Consider the following 19421-nt stretch of genomic DNA (forward strand, 5'->3'; position numbering starts at 1 on the left):
CGGCCATGCGGCCCTCCATGGTTCAGATGTGGTTCAGGCCGCCTCGAACGGGATCGAGCGCCGCATGAATTGCGTGGCCTTGCCCGAGACGCGGACCGGATCACCCGTGGTCAGGAACTTGGACACCGTTCCCAGCCCCACGAATTCCGGCCTGCGCTGCAGATAGTCGGCCAGGCTCTCTGCCACCAGACCCGCCTGGCTGTAGACCGTCACATCGGGACCCAAGGCATTTTGGAACGCCTCTTCCATCAGGGGGTAATGGGTGCATCCCAGGATCGCGGCCTCGGGGAAAGGCATCCGCCGCTTGAGCGCCTCGACATGGCTGGTCACCAGCGCTTCGGCCAGGATTTCGTCTCCCATTTCAATGGCGTCTACGACACCGCCGCAGGGCTGCGCCTCGACATCCACGCCCACGGCGCGAAAGGCCAGTTCGCGCTGAAAGGCCCGGCTGGCCACGGTGGCGGGGGTCGCGAACAGGGCGACATTGTTGACGGCCACCCGGCGGGGCGGCGAATTGTCGCCCCAGGCCCGTTCCGTCAGCGCCTCGATCATCGGGACAAAGACGCCCAGGACGCGCTTACCCTCGGGCAGCCAGGTTTCCTGCATGCGCCGCAGGGCTGCGGCGCTGGCGGTGTTGCAGGCCAGGATCACCAGATCGCAGCCCTCGTTCCACAGCCGCTCGACCCCGCGGCAGGTCAGGTCAAAGATGTCGTCGGCGGTGCGGACGCCGTAGGGGGCATGGGCGTTATCGCCCAGATAGACCAGGGGCAGGTCCGGCAGGCGCGCGGCAATGGCCTGATGCACCGTCAGTCCGCCCAGTCCAGAATCGAAAACCCCAACCGCCATGGATCGCCCTCCCGCGTCGCGTGGCGCCCTTCATAGGGCGACACGCAGCCTTTGGAAATGATTCAGATCATTCAGCGGCTTCACGGATGGGTGCATGTCCCGCCCGGAACTGCGCCAGCAGCTCGGCCCGGCGTTCGGCCGCGCTGTCTGCGGCAGTCTCCTTGACCGGACCGAAACCACGCACCGACAGGGGAAGCTCGGCCAGCTCGATCGCGATCGGCATGGTGGTGTCGGTGACCTTGGCGAAAACCTCAGCCATGTCGGCTTCATAGTCGCGGATCATCGCCCGTTCCCGCCGCCGCTCGGCGCCATAGCCGAAGGGATCCAGCGGCGTGCCGCGCAACCCCTTCATCCGGGCCAGCACATGGAATGCCGACAGCATCCAGGGTCCGAACTCGCGCTTGCGCGGACGGCCGTTGGCGTCGCTTCCCGTCAGCATGGGGGGCGCCAGGTGCAGCGACAGCTTCACGTCACCCTCCCACTGCCGCGCCACCTGCTCTGCCGTCGTCAGGTGAAGCCGGGCAACCTCGTATTCATCCTTGTAGGCCAACAGCTTGTAGTAGCCTCTTGCGACGCTTTCACGCATCGGCGCGGGGGCCGCATCGACCAGTTTGCGGAACCGGCGCGCCAAACGCTTGTTTTGATAATTCACCAGCCGCGCCGCACGATATTCCACCGGGTCCGGGGGCAGTTGCGTCACTTCGGCGGGCTTTCGCACCTGGTCCGGAAAGGCCATAGCCCAACGGCCGATCTGAAAGGCGCGCTGGTTTTCCTCGACCTTGGCGCCGTTCAGGCGGATGGCCTCCATGATCGCTGCTTCGGTCAGCGGGATCAGGCCGCGCTGCCAGCAGGCGCCCAAAACCAGCATGTTCGAATAGATCGAATCTCCCAGCATCCGCAGCGCCAGTTCGTTGGCATCCAAAAAGGCCACGCGATCCTGCAACCGCGCCTGCAGCGACAGCTTCAGCCGGTCCGACGGCACCTGGAAATCGCGAAAGCGGGTGAAGTCGCCCGTGATGATCTCGTGATCGTTCACCACCGCGCCGGTGCGGCCCTGGGTCATCAGGCCGATGGTCTTGGCCCCCGCCGTCACCACCAGATCGCCGCCGATGACGCAATCGGCCTCGCCCACGGCGACGCGGATCGCGCTGATGTCCTCCGGCCGGTTGGCCAGACGCAGGTGGATATGAACCGCGCCGCCCTTTTGCGCCAGCCCGGCCATCTCCATCATTCCGGCGCCCTTTCCGTCCATATGGGCGGCCTGCGCCAGAACGGCGCCGATGGTCACGACGCCCGTGCCCCCGACGCCCGTGATCACCAGGTTATGCGTGCCCTGGATGACCGGCAGTTCCGGCGCGGGCAAGGCGGGCAGATCGAATGCCTCGGCCTTGGGACGACGCAGCTTGCCGCCCTTGACCGACACAAAGCTGGGGCAGAAGCCGTTGACGCAGCTGAAGTCCTTGTTGCAGCTCGACTGGTCGATCTGGCGCTTGCGCCCCAGTTCCGTGTCCAGCGGCACGACCGAGACGCAGTTCGACTGGACAGAACAATCGCCGCAGCCCTCGCAGACATCGGGGTTGATCCAGACGCGGCGATCCGGGTCGGGAAACTGGCCCTTCTTCCGGCGCCGACGCTTCTCCGCCGCACAGGTCTGCACATAGAGGATTGCGCTGACCCCGGTCACCGATTCCAGCTCGCGCTGGACGTTCATCATCTGCGCACGCTCCTCAAACCGCAGCCCAGCAGGGAACAGCGTCCGGTCGACCTCCTCCTTCTCGTCATAGACGACCACCAGCGCCTTAACCCCCATGGCCACCAGTTCGCGCGCGATCTGCGGAGCAGAGAGACCTCCCTCGTTCGGCTGGCCGCCGGTCATCGCCACCGCATCGTTATAAAGGATCTTGTAGGTGATGTTGGTGCCCGCGGCCAGCGCAGCCCGAATAGCCAATACCCCGGAATGATTATAGGTTCCGTCGCCAAGGTTCTGAAAAACATGGCCTCTGGTGCTGAAAGGCGCCTCGCCGATCCAGTTGGCACCCTCACCGCCCATATGGGTGAAGCCCTCGGTGTCCCGGCCCATCCACTGCACCATGTAATGACAGCCGATCCCTGCATAGGCACGGCTGCCTTCGGGCAGGCGGGTCGAGCTGTTATGCGGGCAGCCCGAGCAGAACCAGGGCGTGCGCGTCGCGATCTCGGGCGCGTTGTCGTTGCGGCGCACCTCGTTCAGGCGCTCCAGCCCGGCGCGGACATGGTCGGTGCCACGCCCCTCCTCGATCAGGATGCCGCCGATCTTCTGGGCGATCATCACCGGGTCCAGCGCATAGCGGGTCGGGAACAGCTCCTCTCCGCTGCGGTCGTGCTTCCAGCCATGGACGCGGCGGCCGCGGCGGTTGTCAAAGATGGCTTCCTTCAGCTGCACCTCGATCAGCTTCCGCTTTTCCTCGACACAGACGATAAGCTCCAGGTTTTCAGACCACTCCTGGATGGACTTCATGTCCATGGGCCAGGTCTGCCCGACCTTGTAGGTGGTCAGGCCAAGGCGCTCGGCCTCCGCCTCGTCGATGCCCAGCAGCGACAGCGCATGAACCAGGTCCAGCCAGTTCTTGCCCGCGGCGACAAAGCCGATCTTGGCGCCGGGCTTGCCCCAGACCCGGTGGTCGATGCGGTTGGCGCGGCTGAACGCCTCGGCCGCCCATCGCTTGTGGTCGATCATCCGCGCTTCCTGCGCGACCGGTGTATCGCCAAGGCGGATGTTCAGTCCGCCCTCCGGCATGGCGAATGTCGCAGGGGTGACAAAGTTCAGCCGGTGGGGATCCCCGTTCACCACGGCGGTCGCCTCGACCGTGTCCTTCATCGTCTTCAGCCCGGTCCAGACGCCGGCGAACCGGGACAAAGCGAATCCGTAGAGGCCGTAATCCAGAATCTCTTGCACACCTGCGGGTGACAGAACCGGGATATAGGCATCGATCATCGCCCAATCCGATTGGTGCAGCACGGTCGAGCTTTCGCCGGTATGATCGTCGCCCATGGCCATCACGACGCCGCCATGGCGCGACGATCCGGCCATGTTGGCATGGCGCATCACGTCGCCCGTGCGGTCGACGCCCGGCCCCTTGCCGTACCACAGAGCAAAGACACCCTCATGGCGTCCCTCTCCGCGCAGTTCGGCCTGCTGGCTGCCCCAGATCGCGGTCGCCGCCAGATCCTCGTTCAGGCCGGGCTGAAAGCGGACCTGCGCCGCCTCCAGCCGCTTGGCCTCACGCATCATCGCCAGATCGACCCCGCCCAGGGGCGATCCGCGATAGCCGGTCACCAGCCCCGCCGTATCCAGCCCCGCGGCTTTGTTGCGTGCCGCCTGCATCAGCATCAGCCGCACCAGTGCCTGTGTCCCGTTCAACAGCACATGCGGCTTCGACAGGTCGAACCGGTCGGCCAGCGTGAATTCCTGCTTGCTCATGTTGCTCTCCTCCAATGCCTTGCGGCTCCCTGGATTAGTATAGGTCAGAATGGCTGACCGAAGAACATAAAATTCAGTTCTTGACGCGAGCGGCCCGGCACCGCAGGTGATGGACAGGTCTGCAAAAAGCGCATGGCTGTTATGACAGGATTGTAAAGGATGGACTGGGACAAGCTCAGAATCTTTCACGCGGTGGCCGATGCCGGCAGCCTGACCCATGCCGGCGACACGTTGCACCTGTCGCAATCGGCGGTCAGTCGGCAGATCCGGGCCTTGGAAGAATCGCTTGGGACCACCCTCTTTCACCGTCATGCGCGCGGACTGATTCTGACTGAGCAGGGCGAATTGCTGTTTGACGCGACCTCGGCCATGGCACGCAAGCTGGACAGCGCCTCGGCCCGCATCCGCGACAGCGAGCAGAACGTCTTTGGCGAACTGAAGGTGACCACCACGGTCGGCTTCGGCACCTTGTGGCTGGCCCCGCGCCTGGTGAAGCTCTACGAAAAATTTCCCGACCTGCGGATCGACCTGCTGCTGGAGGAGCGGGTGCTGGACCTGCCGATGCGCGAGGCCGATGTCGCCATCCGCATGAAGGAGCCCAGCCAGTCCGACCTGATCCGCCGCAGGCTTCTGAACATCCGGATGCGGCTGTACGCCAGTCCCGATTATCTGGCGGCGCGCGGCGAACCCGGCGCCCTGACGGATCTGGCCAAGCATCGGCTGATCTGCCAAAAGCCCGACCTTCCGCAGGTGGCGGCAGGTGCCCGTCTGGTCCAGGAACTCATGGCCCAGAACGTGGGCTCCACCCTGACCGTCAACAACTACTTCGGCGTGCTTCAGGCGGTGCTGGCCAATCTGGGGATCGGCGTGCTTCCCGATTACCTGACCGCGGATCATCCAAATCTGGTGCGCGTCTTTCCTGACGTGGAATCGGGCGAAGTCCCGGTGTTTCTGGCCTATCCCGAAGAACTGCGGCAGACGCGGCGCGTCGCGGTCTTTCGCGATTTCGTTCTGGAAGAGATACAGGCCTATCGCCGGTACCAGAGCGAATCCGGCATCGAGTGATGGCCCCGGCGACCCGGCCTCATGCCGATGACGCCCCCAACGTCAATTCTACTTAAGCGTGTAGCCATTACATCACTGCATGGCGGCTATGCTGCAGATGCAGCGTCGTTTCTCTTGCGAAGTTCACAGCGTGCACATAAATCGGGCTTTGAAGGCGATGGTCCGCGTAACCGCGCATCACCTTCTACCTCCCTGTTGGACTTAGGCCGGGCCTCGTGCCCGGCTTTTTTTTGTTTTCGGCAGCCCGCGCGTCCTTCCCATGCCCGAAGGCAGGCCGTAAAAGGCGCATGATTTCATGCGCAGGAAGGGCCCGAACCATGCAGGAACCGACGATCACCCCGGAATTGATCGCCGCGCACGGGCTCAAGCCCGACGAATACGACCGCATCCTGCAGATCATCGGGCGCGAACCCAGTTTCACCGAACTGGGCATCTTCAGCGCCATGTGGAACGAGCACTGCTCCTACAAGTCATCGAAGAAATGGCTGCGCACCCTGCCGACGGATGGGCCGCAGGTCATCTGCGGACCCGGTGAAAACGCCGGCGTGGTGGATATCGGCGATGGCCAGGCCGTCGTCTTCAAGATGGAGAGCCACAACCATCCCAGCTATATCGAGCCGCACCAGGGCGCCGCAACCGGCGTGGGCGGCATCCTGCGCGACGTCTTCACCATGGGCGCCCGCCCCATCGCCGCGATGGACGCGCTGTCCTTCGGCATGCCGGATCATCCCAAGACCGCGCATCTGGTCAAGGGCGTGGTCGAGGGCATCGGCGCCTATGGCAATGCCTTCGGCGTTCCGAACGTGGGCGGAGAGGTTCGTTTCCACCCCAGCTACAATGGCAACTGCCTGGTGAACGCCTTCGCGGCAGGCCTGGCCGATGCCGACAAGATCTTCTATTCGGCGGCCTCGGGTGTTGGCATGCCGGTGGTCTATCTGGGCGCCAAGACCGGTCGCGACGGCGTCGGCGGGGCCACCATGGCCAGCGCCGAATTCGACGACACGATCGAGGACAAGCGCCCCACCGTGCAGGTCGGCGACCCCTTCACCGAAAAATGCCTGCTGGAGGCCTGCCTGGAGCTGATGGCCTCGGGCAGCGTGATCTCGATCCAGGACATGGGTGCCGCCGGCCTGACCTGCTCGGCCGTCGAGATGGGCGACAAGGGCGGCCTGGGCATCAAGCTGGTTCTGGACCACGTCCCGCAGCGCGAAACCGCCATGACGGCGTACGAGATGATGCTGTCGGAATCCCAGGAACGGATGCTGATGGTGCTGAAGCCCGAAAAGGAGGCAGAAGCACGCGCGATCTTTGAGAAATGGGACCTGGATTTCGCCATCGTGGGCGAGACCATCCCCGAGGACCGCTTCCTGATCCTGCATGGCAACGAGGTCATGGCCGACCTGCCGCTGTCCAAGCTCAGCTCATCGGCGCCGGAATATGATCGCCCTTGGGTGGAAACGCCCGCCGCCGCCCCTGCGCCGGCACTGCCCACCGTCGCCCCCATCGACGGGCTGCGGGCGCTGATCGGCAGTCCGAACCATGCCCACAAGGGCTGGGTCTGGGAGCAATACGATACCCAGGTCGGCGCCGACACGATCCGCCGTCCCGGCATGGGTGCGGGCGTGGTGCGCGTTCACGGCACCCGCAAGGCATTGGCCTTCACCAGCGACGTGACCCCGCGCTATGTCAAGGCAAACCCCTTCGAGGGCGGCAAGCAGGCCGTGGCCGAGGCCTATCGCAACCTGACCGCCGTGGGCGCCCTGCCCCTGGCCACGACCGACAACCTGAACTTCGGCAACCCCGAAAAGCCCGAGATCATGGGCCAGCTGGTCGGCGCCATCAAGGGCATCGGCGAAGCGTGCAAGGCGCTCGACTTCCCCATCGTGTCGGGCAACGTGTCGCTTTACAACGAGACCGACGGCAAGGGCATCCTGCCGACGCCCACCATTGGCGGCGTCGGCCTGATCGCAGACCTGGAAGACCTGATCGCGGGGCTTCCGGCCGAGGGCGACCTGGCCCTGGTCATCGGCGAGACGCGCGGTCATCTGGAGCAGTCGGCGCTGGCCTTCGAGGCCTTCGGGATCGAGGCGGGCGATGCCCCGCATGTGGACCTGGAGGCGGAACGCAAGAACGGCGAATTCCTGCGTCTGAACCGCAAGCAGGTTTCCTCGGCCACCGATCTGTCCGAGGGCGGGCTGGCGCTGGCAGCCTTCGAGATGGCCGAAGCGGCAGGTCGGGGCGTGACGCTGGACAGCGACGACATGGGCCAACTCTTCGGCGAGGATCAGGCCCGCTATCTGGTGGCATGCACTCCCCCGGCGGCCGAGGCGCTGACGGCGGCTGCCGCCGCAGCGGGCGTCACCATTGCCACGGTCGGCCACTTTGGCGGGGAACGCGTCACGCTCGGCGCCGACAGCGTCTCCCTGGCCGAACTGTCAGACCTCTACCGCAGCGCGTTTGCGCGCGCCATCCGGGGCGACATGCCGGACCACGCATGACCGTCCGGGCCCCTGCCGGCTTTGCCGCGCTGATCACCGCGGCCGGTCGCGGGACCCGTGCGGGCGGCGATCATCCCAAGCAGTGGCAGGTGCTGGCCGGCCAGCCCGTCCTGGATCGCACCTTGGCGGCCTTTCGCGGCTTTCAGCGGGTCGTGCTGGTCGTCAGCCCCGACGACATGGACCAGGCGATGGCCCACTATGCCGGTTTGGTGACCATCGTCACCGGCGGGCAAACCCGCGCGGACAGCGTGCGGGCCGGTCTTGCGGCACTGGAGGGTCAGGCCAGCCATGTGCTGATCCATGACGGCGCGCGCCCCCTGGTGGGCGACCACGTCGTCCAAGGCGTGATCGACGCGCTGCTATCGGGGGCCGAGGCCGCCGCACCCGCCCTGCCCGTCTCCGACGCGCTTTGGCAGGGTCACCAAGGCAGCGTTACCGGCACCACCGACCGCAGCGGCCTGTTCCGCGCGCAGACGCCGCAGGGCTTCCTGCTGTCGCGGATCGCGCAAGCCCACCGCAGCTATCCCGGGGACGCCGCGGATGACGTGGAACTGGCCCGCAAGGCCGGGATCGAGGTTGTCATCACCCCGGGCTCGGAAGACAATCTGAAGATCACCTTTCCCGCCGATTTCGCGCGGGCCGAACGCATCCTGGGAGGCACGATGGATATCCGCCTTGGCAATGGCTACGACGTGCATGCCTTTGGTCCGGGCGACCATGTCTGGCTCTGCGGCATCAAGGTCCCGCACGACGCGGGACTGGTCGGGCATTCGGACGCCGACGTGGGCATGCATGCCCTGACCGACGCCATCTATGGCGCCTTGGCGCAAGGCGACATCGGCCGCCACTTTCCGCCCAGTGATCCGCAATGGAAGGGCGCCGACAGCGCCATCTTCCTCGCGCATGCGGCCGAACTGGCGCGCAGCCACGGCTTCCGCTTTGGCAATGCCGATGTGACGCTGATCTGCGAGGCGCCCAAGATCGGCCCCCATGCCGCCCGGATGCAGGACCGGCTGGCCCAGATCATGGGGCTCGACGCGGATCGGATCAGCGTCAAAGCCACCACGTCCGAGCGCTTGGGCTTTACCGGCCGCCGCGAGGGCATCGCCGCCATCGCCACCGCCACCCTGATCAAGGACTGACGCATGGAACGCCTGCTTTGCATCTGGTTCGGCGCCGGGCTGTTGCGCCCCGCCCCCGGCACCTGGGGGTCGGCCGTCGCGGTGGCGCTTGGGCTGCTGCTTCACCGGCTGGGGCATTTCCCGCTGCTGGCCCTGGCCACGGGCCTGGTGATCCTGCTGGGCTTCTGGGCCGTGCCGCGCTTCACTGCCGGGATGGAGGATCCCGATCGCAGCGAGATCGTCATCGACGAGGTGGCGGGCCAGTGGATCGCGCTTCTGTTCCCGTCCTTCGGGTTCTGGATGATGGATCTGGGCCCTGACCGCTTTCCCTGGCCGGGCTGGGTCGCGGCCTTTGTCTTCTTCCGGCTCTTCGACATCTGGAAGCCCTGGATCATCGGGCGGGCCGACCGGCGCCGTGACCCGGCGGGCGTGATGCTGGACGACCTTTGGGCGGGCCTCTTCGCAGGTCTTGCCACGATGGTCGCGGCGGCGGCGTTCCACATCCCGCTGATGCTATGACCCTGGCCGCCGATGTCCTGGACGCCGCCCGCGCGCGCGGCGTGATGATCGCCACCGCCGAAAGCTGCACCGGCGGCCTGATCGCCGGCGCCCTGACCGAGGTTCCGGGATCGTCGGATGCAGTGGATCGGGGCTTTGTCACCTATTCCAATGCCGCGAAGATGCAGATGCTGGGTGTGCGGCCCGACACGCTGGAGGCGCAAGGCGCCGTCAGCGAAGAGGTTGCGGCCCAGATGGCTGCCGGGGCGCTGCGCCATTCGCAGGCGGGCATCGCGATTTCGGTGACAGGGATCGCGGGACCGGGCGGGTCGGAACACAAGCCCGAGGGTCGCGTCTGCTTCGGCATCGCCGAACCCTTCGGCACGCGCACCGAGACCGTGGAATTCGGCGCCATCGGCCGCCATCGTGTCAGGGCCGCCACGGTCGAACACGCGCTGCAGATGCTGCTGCACGCCCTGAGGGGCTAGCCGCGCAGGATCGCCGCCAGCGCCTCGACATCCCCATCGGGCGTGTCCCAAGCGCAGACCAGGCGCAGCGGCACCGGGTCCAGCCCTTCGGCCGATTTGTCGGGCCAAAGGTGATAAATCGCCCCTGCGGCGCGGGCACGGGCATGGGTCTCGGCCGGAATGGCGGCAAAGACCGCGTTCGACTGGACCGGCTGCAGCAACTGTCCGCCGCCCTGTGTCAGGGCCTCGGCCAGGTGCGCGGCCTTGGCATTGGCCAGCCTGGCCAGCTCCAGCCACAGACCGTCATTGGCCAGCGCCAGCATCTGCGCCGCCAGGAAGCGGTTCTTGGAAAAGACATGCCCCGCCTGCTTGCGGCGATAGTCGAACCCTTCGGCCTGCGCCGGGTCAAAGAAGACCACCGCCTCGGCCGCCATGGCACCGTTCTTGGTGCCGCCCAGGCAGAGCGCGTCGACACCCGCGCGCCAGGTCAGATCGGCGGCCGAACAGCCAAGCGAAGCCACGGCATTGGCAAACCGCGCGCCGTCCATGTGCAGCGGCACGCCGGCCTCTTGCGCGACGGCCGCCAGCGCGGCCACTTCGGCGGGCGCATAGACCGTGCCCCATTCCGTGGCATTGGTGATGGACACAAGGGCGTTCCGCCCGCCGTTCAGCCCGCCATCGGCCCCCAGCTTCAGCGCCTGCGACAGCGTCGGCGGGGCCAGCCTGCCACCCATGCCGGGCAAGGTGATCAGCTTGGCGCCATGGGCAAAGAACTCGGGCGCGGCGCATTCGCTGGTCTCGATATGCGCGTCCTCGTGGCAGTAGATGCGGCCGAAGGGGGGCGATAGCTGCGCGCAGACCAAGGCATTGGCGGCCGTTCCCGTCGCCACGAAACAAACCACCGCGTCAGGCGCCTCCAGCAGCGCGCGGATCGCATCAGCGGCCCGCGCTGTCACAGGGTCGGCGCCATAGCCCATCACGGGTCCGGCAGAGTTTGCCTCCGCCAGCGCGGTCATGACGGCGGGATGGGCGCCGTAGGAATTGTCCGAGGCGAAATTCACGACAGATCCTCGATGATGTGGTCTTCCCAATCGTCCTCGGTCACCGACAGCTCGCTGACCGTCCAGCCGCGCACGCTAGCTCCGGCGCTGTGCACCGTCTCGGGGTCGCCCGAGATCAGGTGGTGCCACGGGTAAAGCGGCTTGCCCTCGTGGCGCAGGCGATAAGCGCAGGTGGCCGGCAGCCACCAGGCGATCTCCTTGATCTTGGCCGGCGTCAGGACCACGCAATCCGGCACGAAGCTGTGGCGGTTGGCATAGCTGCTGCAGCGGCAGGCCTCTCCGTCCAGCAGCTTGCAGGCAACCCGGGTGAAGGCCAGCTCGTTCGTGTCCTCGAACTCGATCTTGTTCAGGCAGCACTTGCCGCAGCCGTCGCAGAGGGCCTCCCACTCGTCGGCGGCCAGCTTGGGCAGCGGCAGTTCCCAGAAGCGGTCCCGCATCAGCGGCCTGCCAATAGACGCCTGGCGTCCTCGGCATCCTGCGCGATTTGCGCGATCAGGGTGTCGATGCTGTCGAACTTGGCCTCGTCGCGCAGGAAATCGACCAGCGCCACCGACAGGTGCTGACCATAAAGGTCGCCCGAATAGTCGAAAAGGTGCACTTCGAGGTTCGGGGTATTGCGCCCGAACATCGGCCGCACCCCGAGCGAGGCGACGCCCCGGCAGGACAGCCTGTCGGGCCCCGTCAACACATCGACCAGCACCGCATAGACGCCAAGGCGCGGCAGGTGCAGGTCATCCATGCGCATGTTGGCGGTGGGCCAGCCAAAATCGCGGCCGCGCTTGTCGCCATGCACGACCTCGCCCTCGATCCGGTGCCAATGTCCCAGCATCCGCTCGGCGTCATGCGTCCGCCCCTCGGTCAGCGCCTGCCGGATCGCGGTCGAGCTGAACTCGGCTTTGCCATTGCCCACCAGCGGCACGATCGTCACGCCAAAGCCGAATTGCGCGCCCAGTTCCTGCAGCGTTGCGGCGGTGCCCGCGCGGTTCTTGCCAAAGCAGAAATCCGCCCCGACCGTCACATGCGCGACACCCAGCCCCTCGGCCAGCACCTCGCGGGCAAAGCATTCCGGCGTCAGGCCCGCCAGAACCGGACCGAACGGCAATTCGTAAAGCTGCTGGACCCCAAGGCGGCAGAGACGATTGGCCCGCGCCTCGGCGTTCATCAGACGAAACGGCGCGGCGTCGGGGGCAAAAAACTGCCGGGGATGCGGCTCGAAGGTCAGGATGCCCAAGGGCGCGTCCGAGGCGGCCCGGGCCGCATCTATGACAGCGCGATGGCCCTTGTGGACGCCATCGAAATTTCCCATGGCGATCGAGGCGCCCCGCGCCTCGGTCGGAAGTCCAGTCCAGTCGCGGTGGATCTGCAATGCGCCCCCAATGGAACGCCCGCGCGCCCCCTCAGTCGAACTTGCGGCTCGGGGCCAGCACGACCGCCTCGCCTTTCAGCACGACCGTATCGCCCACGAGGCAGCGGGTTGCAAGTGTGACCCTCCGTTTCGCGTGATCGATGGTCTCGACCTGCACTTCGGCCCGCACCATGTCGCCGGGGCGGACGGGCGCCATGAACTTCAGCGTCTGTCCCAGATAGACGGTACCGTGCCCCGGCAGCTGCTCTCCGATGACGGCCGAGATCAGGCCCGCCGTCAGCATCCCATGGGCGATGCGCCCCTCGAAGATCGTGTCCTGCGCATAGGCATCGTCCAGATGCACCGGGTTCCGGTCGGTCGACACCTCCGCGAACAGTTCGATATCCCGGTCCGTCACCAGCTTTTGCAGGTGGCGCATCATGCCCACTTCCAGATCCTCGATGACGATCGTGCCGCGCGGAAGATTGTCCAGCATCTTAAGATCCATTGTCTTGACCAGCCCAGGGATGAATGCCGCATAGCAGCATTAACATCATAGCGCAATAAAATATCAATTGAATTAGACTTTGGGACCGTATGTTGCTTCCAAAAAGCGGGAAGGCACCATGCAAAAGGCCCGCGCCTGTAGCGCGGGCCTTATGTGGGGTTGGGAAACGGGATTACCGCAGGCGCCCGATCGCGTAGGTCGGGCGTCGCTGCTGGACCGCCAGCCATTCGTCCAGAAGACCCGCATCGGGATCTTCCACATCCGTCCCGAAGGCCTCGGCAGCCAAACCCCCGGTGACAAAGATCGAATCGATCCCCTGCTGCTCGGCGCCCAGGATATCGGTCCCGATCCCGTCGCCCACGGCCAGGTACCGGGCCTCAGCGCCCAACCCCATCAACTGACGCGCGCGCTGATAGATGGGGGCATGCGGCTTGCCGAAATAGAGCGCCTGCCCACCCAGGCTTTCGTAGAATTCGGCCAGGGCTCCTGCACAATAGATCCGCGTCTCGCCCAGATCGACCACGATGTCGGGATTGGCACAGAGCATCGGCAGCCCGCGGTCGCGGGCATCGATGAAGCGGGCGCGGTAATCCTCCGGCGTCTCCTTGATCTCGTCGAAGGGACCCGAGGCGACGATGCCTTCGGCTTCGGCCAGTTCCACCCGGCGGATCGGCGCTGCGGCCGCATGCACCTCCGGCACGTCGTCGAAGAAGCCCAAGTCCTTTTCGGTGCCGATATGCCAGACCTTCAGGCCCACCGCGCCCGCGAACATTGCGTCCTGGGCCGCGTCGCCGGAACTGACAACCAGATCCCAGGCATCGCGCGGCACGCCCATCCGGTCCAGCTGTGCGATGACATACTGGCTGGGGCGTGGGGCATTGGTCATCAGGCAGACCTTACCACCCTGCGCCCGATAGGCCTGCAGCGCCGCAATGGCTGCCGGATAGGGCTGCTTGCCGTTGTGCAGGCAGCCCCAGAGGTCGCAGAACAGCGCGTCGTAGCCGGCCGAGATCTCGGCCAGCGAAGCGATGATGCGCGGCATCAGACGGCCAGGACCGGGATGATCTGCTTCTTGCGGCTCATCACGCCCGGCAGCACCACCGTGTCGCCGTCGACGGTCGCGGCAAAGCTGCGCTCGGCCACCTGCTTGACGAAAGCGTTGGGGACCAGCAGCGTCGCCTGTTCGCGCAGGATGTCCACGATGAACAGCAGCACCTCATCCGCGCCATCATCGGCCGCAACCTTGGGCATGGCGGCCATCAGCGACATCTTGCGGTCCAGCAGGACCTGCGGCGCGGTGGTTTCCAGAACCGAAACGCGCAGCTGCTTGCCGCCTAGCTCGTATTCCTTGCTGTCCATGCGCAGCAGCGCCTCGTCGCTGAAGGCGCTGACGTCGGACTTGGCGGCGAACATCTCGGCCGCGAAATCGGTGATATTGACGCCCAGTTCGGCGGCCAGCTTCTCGGCCACCGCGCGGTCGTGCTCGGTCGTCGTCGGGCTGCGGAACTCCAGCGTGTCCGACAGGATGCAGGTCAGCATCGCGCCCTTGATCGCCTCGGGGGCGCGGGCCATGTCCTCGCCGATCAGGTCATGCATGATGGTGGCGGTGCAGGCCAGCGGCCGGATCGTGATGTTGATGGGCGAGCGGGTCTTGATGCCGCCGGCCAGCAGGTGGTGGTCGATGATCTCGATCACGTCGGCCTGATCCAGCGATGCCGGGAGCTCGGCCGGGTTGTTGGTGTCGACGATGACGCACTGGTCGCCCGCAGCCACGTCCGCGATGATCTGCGGCATGGCCAAATTCCAGCGGTTCAGCATCCACAGCGCCTCGGTGTTCGGCTCGCCTTGCAGAACGGGTTCGGCGGGGGTCCTGCGGACCTCGTTCAGGTACCACGCCCAGATGATGGGCGAGCCGGTCGAATCCGTGTCGGGGGAAGTATGGCCGAAAACCTTGATCATGGTGTGCCTCGAGCGTTTCGCAGTGGGAGTTTGCGCGGGTTATAGGCGGCTGCCCAAGCGTTGTCCACGGCGGGAACAACGGTTCTGGGGTCGGCCGATGCAGCAAGGGGCGCCCCTGAGGACGCCCCTTGCCGCAAATTCCAGAAAAAGATCAGGCCGCGCGCGAGGTCAGCACGTCTTCCACGCGCTTCTGGGCGCCGCCTTCGTCCAGCCCGGCAACGGCGGCCACTTCGCGGGTCAACCGGTCTAGCGCCGCTTCGTACAGCTGGCGTTCCGAATAGGACTGCTCGCGTTGGTCGTCGCTGCGGTGCAGGTCACGCACCACTTCGGCAATGGACATCAGGTCGCCGGAATTGATCTTCTGCTCATATTCCTGGGCGCGGCGCGACCACATCGCACGCTTGACACGGGCCTTGCCCTTCAACGTCTCCAGCGCACGGTCGATCAGGTCAGGCGTCGACAGGCTGCGCATCCCGATCTCGGAGGCGCGCGCGGTCGGAACGCGCAGGGTCATCTTGTCCTTGTCGAAGGAAATGACGAACATTTCCAGCCGCAGGCCTGCGACCTCCTGTTCTTCGATGGACACGATCCGGCCCACGCCATGCGCGGGATAGACGACGAACTCGTCGGGGCGGAATTCGTTCTTCTTGGATTTCGACATCTGGCTTCCTTTGGACAGCGCCCTTTGACGGGCACAAAGGGCCGGAGGAGGCGTCGGCCCCCTTCGGTCCGTTTTGAATTGTACATGTTGCCCCTGCCCGGCAGAGGGCGTGGGGGACGGCAGCTTCGGGCACTTCCCGAGAGCCCCTGACCTGCATCAGAGGCGCGTCTGCGGCCAACATAACACAAAAATGCCATGAAAAAAAGCGTCAGCACTGATGCCGGGTGCAACCGGCGCGCGGACGCTTTTTTATTTTTTTTCAGCGCCTTGGCGCCAACATCTTCGGCAGCCGGATCCGTGACTGACCGAATCAGTCGCCTTCGCCGGGCGCTTCCGAAAAATACTTCTCCAACTTGCCCTCCTGGCCGTCCATTTCGGCGGCTGTCGGCAACGGATCCTTCTTGCGCGTGATCACCGGCCATTGCTCGGAGTACTTGCGGTTGAACTCGACCCACTGCTCCATGGCAGGCTCGGTGTCCGGGCGGATGGCATCGGCCGGGCACTCGGGCTCGCAAACGCCGCAATCGATGCATTCGTCCGGGTGGATGACCAGCGTGTTCTCTCCCTCGTAGAAACAGTCCACGGGGCAGACTTCAACGCAGTCCGTGTATTTGCACATGATGCAGTTGTCGGTCACGACATAGGTCATCTGGGCACTCTTGTCCTAGTGTTCGCGGTGTCAACTAGTCGCTTCGGTCGGATCAATCAACCCGTCGCGGTCTTCCAGATACAGCTGCTGCGCCTCCGGCGCCGGGCCGCGACGATCGGTCAGCCCGGTCACCGTCAGGCTGCGCACCCGGCCATGGGCCGAAACCGTCAGCCGATCCCCCGGCCGCACCGCCCGCCCCGGCTTGCGGCAGGGCTGTCCGTTCACCCGGATGCCGCCGCCCTCGATGCGGTCGGCAGCCAGGCCGCGCGTCTTGAAGATCCGCGCGTAGAACAGCCACTTGTCCAGCCGCAGCCCTTCGGCCGCTTCCGTCACGTCAGGTCTTGTCCTTCAGCGCAGCAAGGATCGCGAAGGGGCTGTCGGGATCGGCCTTCTTCTCCGGGCGCGAGGTAAAGGTCTTGGGCGCGTTGTGCGACGGCTTGCCGCCGCCCTTCTTGCCGCCTTCGAACTTGCCGCCCGGCTTGCCCTGCCCACGCCGACGCTCTCCCTGCGGGGCATCCCCGCGCGGGCGGTCGCCCGGCGCCGCATCCTTGGCCGGGGCATCGCGCCGGGGGCCGCGGCGCTCGCCTTGCGGGCGTTCGCCTTGGGGCCGGTCGGCTTGGCCGCGATCGCCCTGCGGTCGGTCGCCGCGCGGATGGCGGTTGCCGCGCGGACGGGGCGCCCATTTGAAGGTGTAGAACACCTCCATCTCGGGTGCGGCAGCCTCGGCAGCCTCTGCCTCGGGGGCAGCTTCCGCATCCGCCGCCTCGGCCGCGCGCTTTTCGGCCTGCTCGGCCTCCCACTTGGCACGCGTCTCGGCGGCCAGAACCGACTCTTCCTCGGTCATCGGGGCAACCGAACCCTCGCCCTCGGGCGCGGGGGCCACCACGGGAACTTCCACGGCCTTGACCTTGGCACGCTCGGATTTCTCGGCGGCATAGCCCAAGCCCTGCATCAGGCCCGAAAACTGCTCCAGCGTCATGCCGGTGATCGACAGCATGTCGGGATTGGCCTCAAAGCCGCCGCGCGTGTCCTGGGCGCGCAATAGATCGGCCAGGCGCTCAAGCATGTCGATGCGGATCGCGCGTTCGCCGGCAGGGCGATAGCCTGACAGGGTATAGACCTGGTCCGGCACCTCATCCAGATGCGGGATGGTCACCAGGCCCGGCGGGGGGCTTTCCGGGAATTCGTCCAGACCCTGCGCCAGCGACCACAGCACCAGCCGCAGACGCGTCGGCGCAGGCTTCAGCAGCGCCGGCATGAAGATGGTGAACTGGCCGAACCGCACGCCGTGCTTGCGCAGCGCCCCACGCGACTCCTGGTCCAGCTCCTTGACCTCGTTGGCCACGCCGTCGCGCGGCAGGACGCCAAGCGCCTCGACCAGCCGGAAGGCGAAGCCACGGGCCAGGCCCGTCAGCGCCTCGTCCTTCTGCAGCGTCAGCAGCGGCTCGAACAGCGCGGCCACCTTGCGGTCGATGAAATGCTGCAGGCGGCGACGCACCTTGTCGGCGATCTCGGGGCCGGCCTCCTCGTCCACGAAGACCTCGACGCCGGAATGCAGCGGATCGGACCCCTTGACCAGCTTGCCGACCGCATGGCTGCCCCACATCAGGCCGCCCTGCTCGGTATAGTCCATCTCGGTGTCGGGCGCGTTGTAGAAGCGGTCCGCGCGCAGGTGGAATTCGGGCTTCAGCGCCTCATAGCTGGCACGGTTCAGCATCCTTGCCTCGTCCGCGGTCGCGGTCTGGTCGGGGCGAAAGCGGAAACCCTCCAGACGGCCGGCGAATTCGCCCTCGACGGTCACTTCGCCCTTGTCGTTCACTTCGGCCACGAGGCTCTCCTTCTGCTTGAGCCGGCGCAACAGCACGGATGTGCGCCGATCCACAAATCGTTGGGTCAGTGCCGCGTGCAGCGCGTCTGACAGGCGGTCTTCTACAGCGCGCGTTTCCCCGCGCCAATGCTTTTCGTCCGCGACCCAGCCCGTTCTTTGCGCGACATAGGTCCAGGTGCGGATAAAGGCCAGGCGCTTGGAGATGGCGTCGATGTCGCCCTGGGTCTTGTCGATGCGCTTGATCGCGCGGTTCAGCCAGTCCGCCGGGATGTGCCCGTCCTGCAGGAAACCGAACAGCCGGGCCAGCAGCGTGGCATGTTCCATGTGGGAAATACCCCTGAAATCAGGCACCCGGCAGATGTCCCACAGCAGGCGGACATCCTTGCCGCCCTGTACGCGGTCACGGATCTCGGGCATCTCGCGCAGCAGCTTCAGCGCGCCCAGGTCATCGGCTTCGCGGCCCCGGCCCAGCAGCTCGTGGCCCGACCCCGCCTCCAGGCTTTCTACCAGCCGGTCCATCGTACCGAATTCCAGCCGCGTGTTGCGCCAGGTCAGCCGCTGGATCGGGGCAAAGCGATGGTTCTCCAGCGCATCGATCAGGCCCTCGTCCAGGATCTGCGCCTCGCCGGTGACGCCGAAGGTGCCGGATTCGGTATGCCTGCCGGCCCGTCCGGCGATCTGGCCCATCTCGTGCGGGAACAGCGGGCGGACGCGGCGGCCGTCGAACTTGTGCGTGGCGCTGAAGGCCACGTGGCGGATGTCCAGGTTCAGGCCCATGCCGATGGCGTCCGTGGCGACAAGGTAATCCACCTCGCCGTTCTGGTACATCTCGACCTGGGCATTGCGCGTTCGCGGCGACAGCGCCCCCATCACCACCGCACAGCCGCCCTTCTGGCGGCGCAGCAGTTCGGCCATGGCATAGACGTCATCGACGCTGAAGCCGACGATGGCGCTGCGCGCGGGCATCCGCGACAGCTTTTTCGACCCGGCCCAGGACAGGTTCGAGAACCGCTCGCGCCGGATGAACTGCGCCTCCGGGACCAGGGCCGCGATGGCCGGGCGCATCGTGTCACTGCCCAGGAACAGCGTCTCGTGCAGGCCGCGCATGTTCAGCAGGCGGTCGGTGAAGACATGGCCGCGCCCGGGGTCGGCGCAGAGCTGGATCTCGTCGATGGCGACGAAATCGGCGCCGATCTCGGGCATCGCCTCGGTGGTCGCCACCCAGTACTGGACCCGGTCGGGGACGATCCGCTCCTCTCCGGTGACCAGCGCCACGACCGAGGGGCCGCGCGCCTTGACGATCCGGTCATAGACCTCGCGCGCCAAAAGGCGCAGAGGCAGGCCGATGACCCCGGTCCGGTGCCCCAGCATGCGCTCGATCGCATGATGGGTCTTGCCGGTGTTGGTGGGGCCCAGAATAGCGGTGACCCGGCCGCGAGACGACATGTTCATGGC

General features: G+C 66.1%; 17 protein-coding genes. 5 read left to right on the forward strand and 12 right to left on the reverse strand.

Going from position 1 to position 19421, the window contains the following annotated elements; all coding sequences use genetic code 11:
- Positions 1-33: 33 nt before the first annotated feature.
- The gene (locus tag ACZ2G3_RS08780) at positions 34-846 is read right to left on the reverse strand and encodes a glutamate racemase (RefSeq protein WP_470395373.1); all 813 of its coding nucleotides are present in this window, start codon (positions 844-846) and stop codon (positions 34-36) included.
- A gap of 67 nt (positions 847-913) precedes the next feature.
- Positions 914-4306, reverse strand: a complete 3393-nt coding sequence (locus ACZ2G3_RS08785) for an indolepyruvate ferredoxin oxidoreductase family protein (protein WP_470395375.1) — start codon at positions 4304-4306, stop codon at positions 914-916.
- Positions 4307-4465: 159 nt separating this feature from the next.
- Here ACZ2G3_RS08785 and ACZ2G3_RS08790 point away from each other — a divergent pair, with 159 nt between their 5' ends.
- The 5 genes from ACZ2G3_RS08790 (at position 4466) to ACZ2G3_RS08810 (ending at position 9976) form a co-directional block, all read left to right on the forward strand.
- On the forward strand, positions 4466-5371 hold the full coding sequence (locus ACZ2G3_RS08790; protein ID WP_419268258.1) for a LysR family transcriptional regulator: 906 nt from the start codon (positions 4466-4468) through the stop codon (positions 5369-5371).
- A 317-nt stretch (positions 5372-5688) separates the two neighbouring features.
- Positions 5689-7869, forward strand: coding sequence for a phosphoribosylformylglycinamidine synthase subunit PurL (gene purL, locus ACZ2G3_RS08795; protein WP_470395376.1), 2181 nt, complete (start codon positions 5689-5691; stop codon positions 7867-7869).
- Positions 7866-9011, forward strand: coding sequence for a bifunctional 2-C-methyl-D-erythritol 4-phosphate cytidylyltransferase/2-C-methyl-D-erythritol 2,4-cyclodiphosphate synthase (locus ACZ2G3_RS08800; RefSeq protein ID WP_470395377.1), 1146 nt, complete (start codon positions 7866-7868; stop codon positions 9009-9011). The genes purL and ACZ2G3_RS08800 overlap by 4 nt, the downstream gene beginning before the upstream one ends.
- A gap of 3 nt (positions 9012-9014) precedes the next feature.
- Positions 9015-9509 carry a phosphatidylglycerophosphatase A family protein gene (locus ACZ2G3_RS08805; protein WP_470395379.1) on the forward strand — a complete coding sequence of 165 codons (495 nt, stop codon included), beginning with the start codon at positions 9015-9017 and terminating at the stop codon, positions 9507-9509.
- Positions 9506-9976: a CinA family protein gene (locus tag ACZ2G3_RS08810; protein ID WP_419268254.1), complete on the forward strand. Its 471-nt coding sequence runs from the start codon at positions 9506-9508 to the stop codon at positions 9974-9976. Before ACZ2G3_RS08805 ends, ACZ2G3_RS08810 begins: the two co-directional genes overlap by 4 nt.
- Here the strand turns inward: ACZ2G3_RS08810 and ACZ2G3_RS08815 are convergent.
- From ACZ2G3_RS08815 to ACZ2G3_RS08860, 10 genes are all read right to left on the reverse strand, one after another.
- Positions 9973-11016: a threonine aldolase family protein gene (locus tag ACZ2G3_RS08815; protein WP_470395381.1), complete on the reverse strand. Its 1044-nt coding sequence runs from the start codon at positions 11014-11016 to the stop codon at positions 9973-9975. The genes ACZ2G3_RS08810 and ACZ2G3_RS08815 overlap by 4 nt on opposite strands.
- Positions 11013-11453, reverse strand: coding sequence for a YcgN family cysteine cluster protein (locus ACZ2G3_RS08820; protein ID WP_470395382.1), 441 nt, complete (start codon positions 11451-11453; stop codon positions 11013-11015). Before ACZ2G3_RS08820 ends, ACZ2G3_RS08815 begins: the two co-directional genes overlap by 4 nt.
- On the reverse strand, positions 11453-12382 hold the full coding sequence (locus ACZ2G3_RS08825; RefSeq protein ID WP_470395384.1) for a bifunctional riboflavin kinase/FAD synthetase: 930 nt from the start codon (positions 12380-12382) through the stop codon (positions 11453-11455). Before ACZ2G3_RS08825 ends, ACZ2G3_RS08820 begins: the two co-directional genes overlap by 1 nt.
- 31 nt (positions 12383-12413) lie before the next feature.
- Positions 12414-12857: a MaoC family dehydratase gene (locus ACZ2G3_RS08830; RefSeq protein ID WP_470395386.1), complete on the reverse strand. Its 444-nt coding sequence runs from the start codon at positions 12855-12857 to the stop codon at positions 12414-12416.
- Between the two features lie 184 nt (positions 12858-13041).
- The gene (locus ACZ2G3_RS08835; protein WP_470395388.1) at positions 13042-13911 is read right to left on the reverse strand and encodes a TIGR01459 family HAD-type hydrolase; all 870 of its coding nucleotides are present in this window, start codon (positions 13909-13911) and stop codon (positions 13042-13044) included.
- On the reverse strand, positions 13911-14828 hold the full coding sequence (locus tag ACZ2G3_RS08840; RefSeq protein ID WP_470395389.1) for a manganese-dependent inorganic pyrophosphatase: 918 nt from the start codon (positions 14826-14828) through the stop codon (positions 13911-13913). The genes ACZ2G3_RS08835 and ACZ2G3_RS08840 overlap by 1 nt, the downstream gene beginning before the upstream one ends.
- Before the next feature lie 151 nt (positions 14829-14979).
- Positions 14980-15489: a CarD family transcriptional regulator gene (locus ACZ2G3_RS08845; protein WP_419268247.1), complete on the reverse strand. Its 510-nt coding sequence runs from the start codon at positions 15487-15489 to the stop codon at positions 14980-14982.
- A 310-nt stretch (positions 15490-15799) separates the two neighbouring features.
- Entirely contained in the window at positions 15800-16138 is a 339-nt protein-coding gene (fdxA, locus tag ACZ2G3_RS08850; RefSeq protein ID WP_419268246.1) for a ferredoxin FdxA, read from the reverse strand.
- Between the two features lie 30 nt (positions 16139-16168).
- Positions 16169-16471 (reverse strand): RNA-binding S4 domain-containing protein, encoded by a 303-nt coding sequence (locus ACZ2G3_RS08855; RefSeq protein WP_419268245.1) that lies wholly within the window; start codon positions 16469-16471, stop codon positions 16169-16171.
- Position 16472: 1 nt separating this feature from the next.
- The gene (locus tag ACZ2G3_RS08860; RefSeq protein ID WP_470399096.1) at positions 16473-19412 is read right to left on the reverse strand and encodes a helicase-related protein; all 2940 of its coding nucleotides are present in this window, start codon (positions 19410-19412) and stop codon (positions 16473-16475) included.
- Positions 19413-19421 lie beyond the last annotated feature (9 nt).

The organism is Paracoccus sp. KKT209, from assembly GCF_055635455.1.

Excerpts from the sequence above, each read along its gene's own strand:
- purL (WP_470395376.1), top strand. The coding sequence starts at position 5,689 with ATGCAGGAACCGACGATCACCCCGGAATTGATCGCCGCGCACGGGCTC.
- ACZ2G3_RS08840 (WP_470395389.1), bottom strand. The coding sequence starts at position 14,828 with ATGATCAAGGTTTTCGGCCATACTTCCCCCGACACGGATTCGACCGGC.
- ACZ2G3_RS08860 (WP_470399096.1), bottom strand. The coding sequence starts at position 19,412 with ATGTCGTCTCGCGGCCGGGTCACCGCTATTCTGGGCCCCACCAACACC.
- ACZ2G3_RS08780 (WP_470395373.1), bottom strand. The coding sequence starts at position 846 with ATGGCGGTTGGGGTTTTCGATTCTGGACTGGGCGGACTGACGGTGCAT.
- ACZ2G3_RS08785 (WP_470395375.1), bottom strand. The coding sequence starts at position 4,306 with ATGAGCAAGCAGGAATTCACGCTGGCCGACCGGTTCGACCTGTCGAAG.
- ACZ2G3_RS08845 (WP_419268247.1), bottom strand. The coding sequence starts at position 15,489 with ATGTCGAAATCCAAGAAGAACGAATTCCGCCCCGACGAGTTCGTCGTC.
- ACZ2G3_RS08800 (WP_470395377.1), top strand. The coding sequence starts at position 7,866 with ATGACCGTCCGGGCCCCTGCCGGCTTTGCCGCGCTGATCACCGCGGCC.
- ACZ2G3_RS08830 (WP_470395386.1), bottom strand. The coding sequence starts at position 12,857 with ATGCTGGACAATCTTCCGCGCGGCACGATCGTCATCGAGGATCTGGAA.
- ACZ2G3_RS08810 (WP_419268254.1), top strand. The coding sequence starts at position 9,506 with ATGACCCTGGCCGCCGATGTCCTGGACGCCGCCCGCGCGCGCGGCGTG.
- ACZ2G3_RS08805 (WP_470395379.1), top strand. The coding sequence starts at position 9,015 with ATGGAACGCCTGCTTTGCATCTGGTTCGGCGCCGGGCTGTTGCGCCCC.
- fdxA (WP_419268246.1), bottom strand. The coding sequence starts at position 16,138 with ATGACCTATGTCGTGACCGACAACTGCATCATGTGCAAATACACGGAC.
- ACZ2G3_RS08835 (WP_470395388.1), bottom strand. The coding sequence starts at position 13,911 with ATGCCGCGCATCATCGCTTCGCTGGCCGAGATCTCGGCCGGCTACGAC.
- ACZ2G3_RS08790 (WP_419268258.1), top strand. The coding sequence starts at position 4,466 with ATGGACTGGGACAAGCTCAGAATCTTTCACGCGGTGGCCGATGCCGGC.
- ACZ2G3_RS08820 (WP_470395382.1), bottom strand. The coding sequence starts at position 11,453 with ATGCGGGACCGCTTCTGGGAACTGCCGCTGCCCAAGCTGGCCGCCGAC.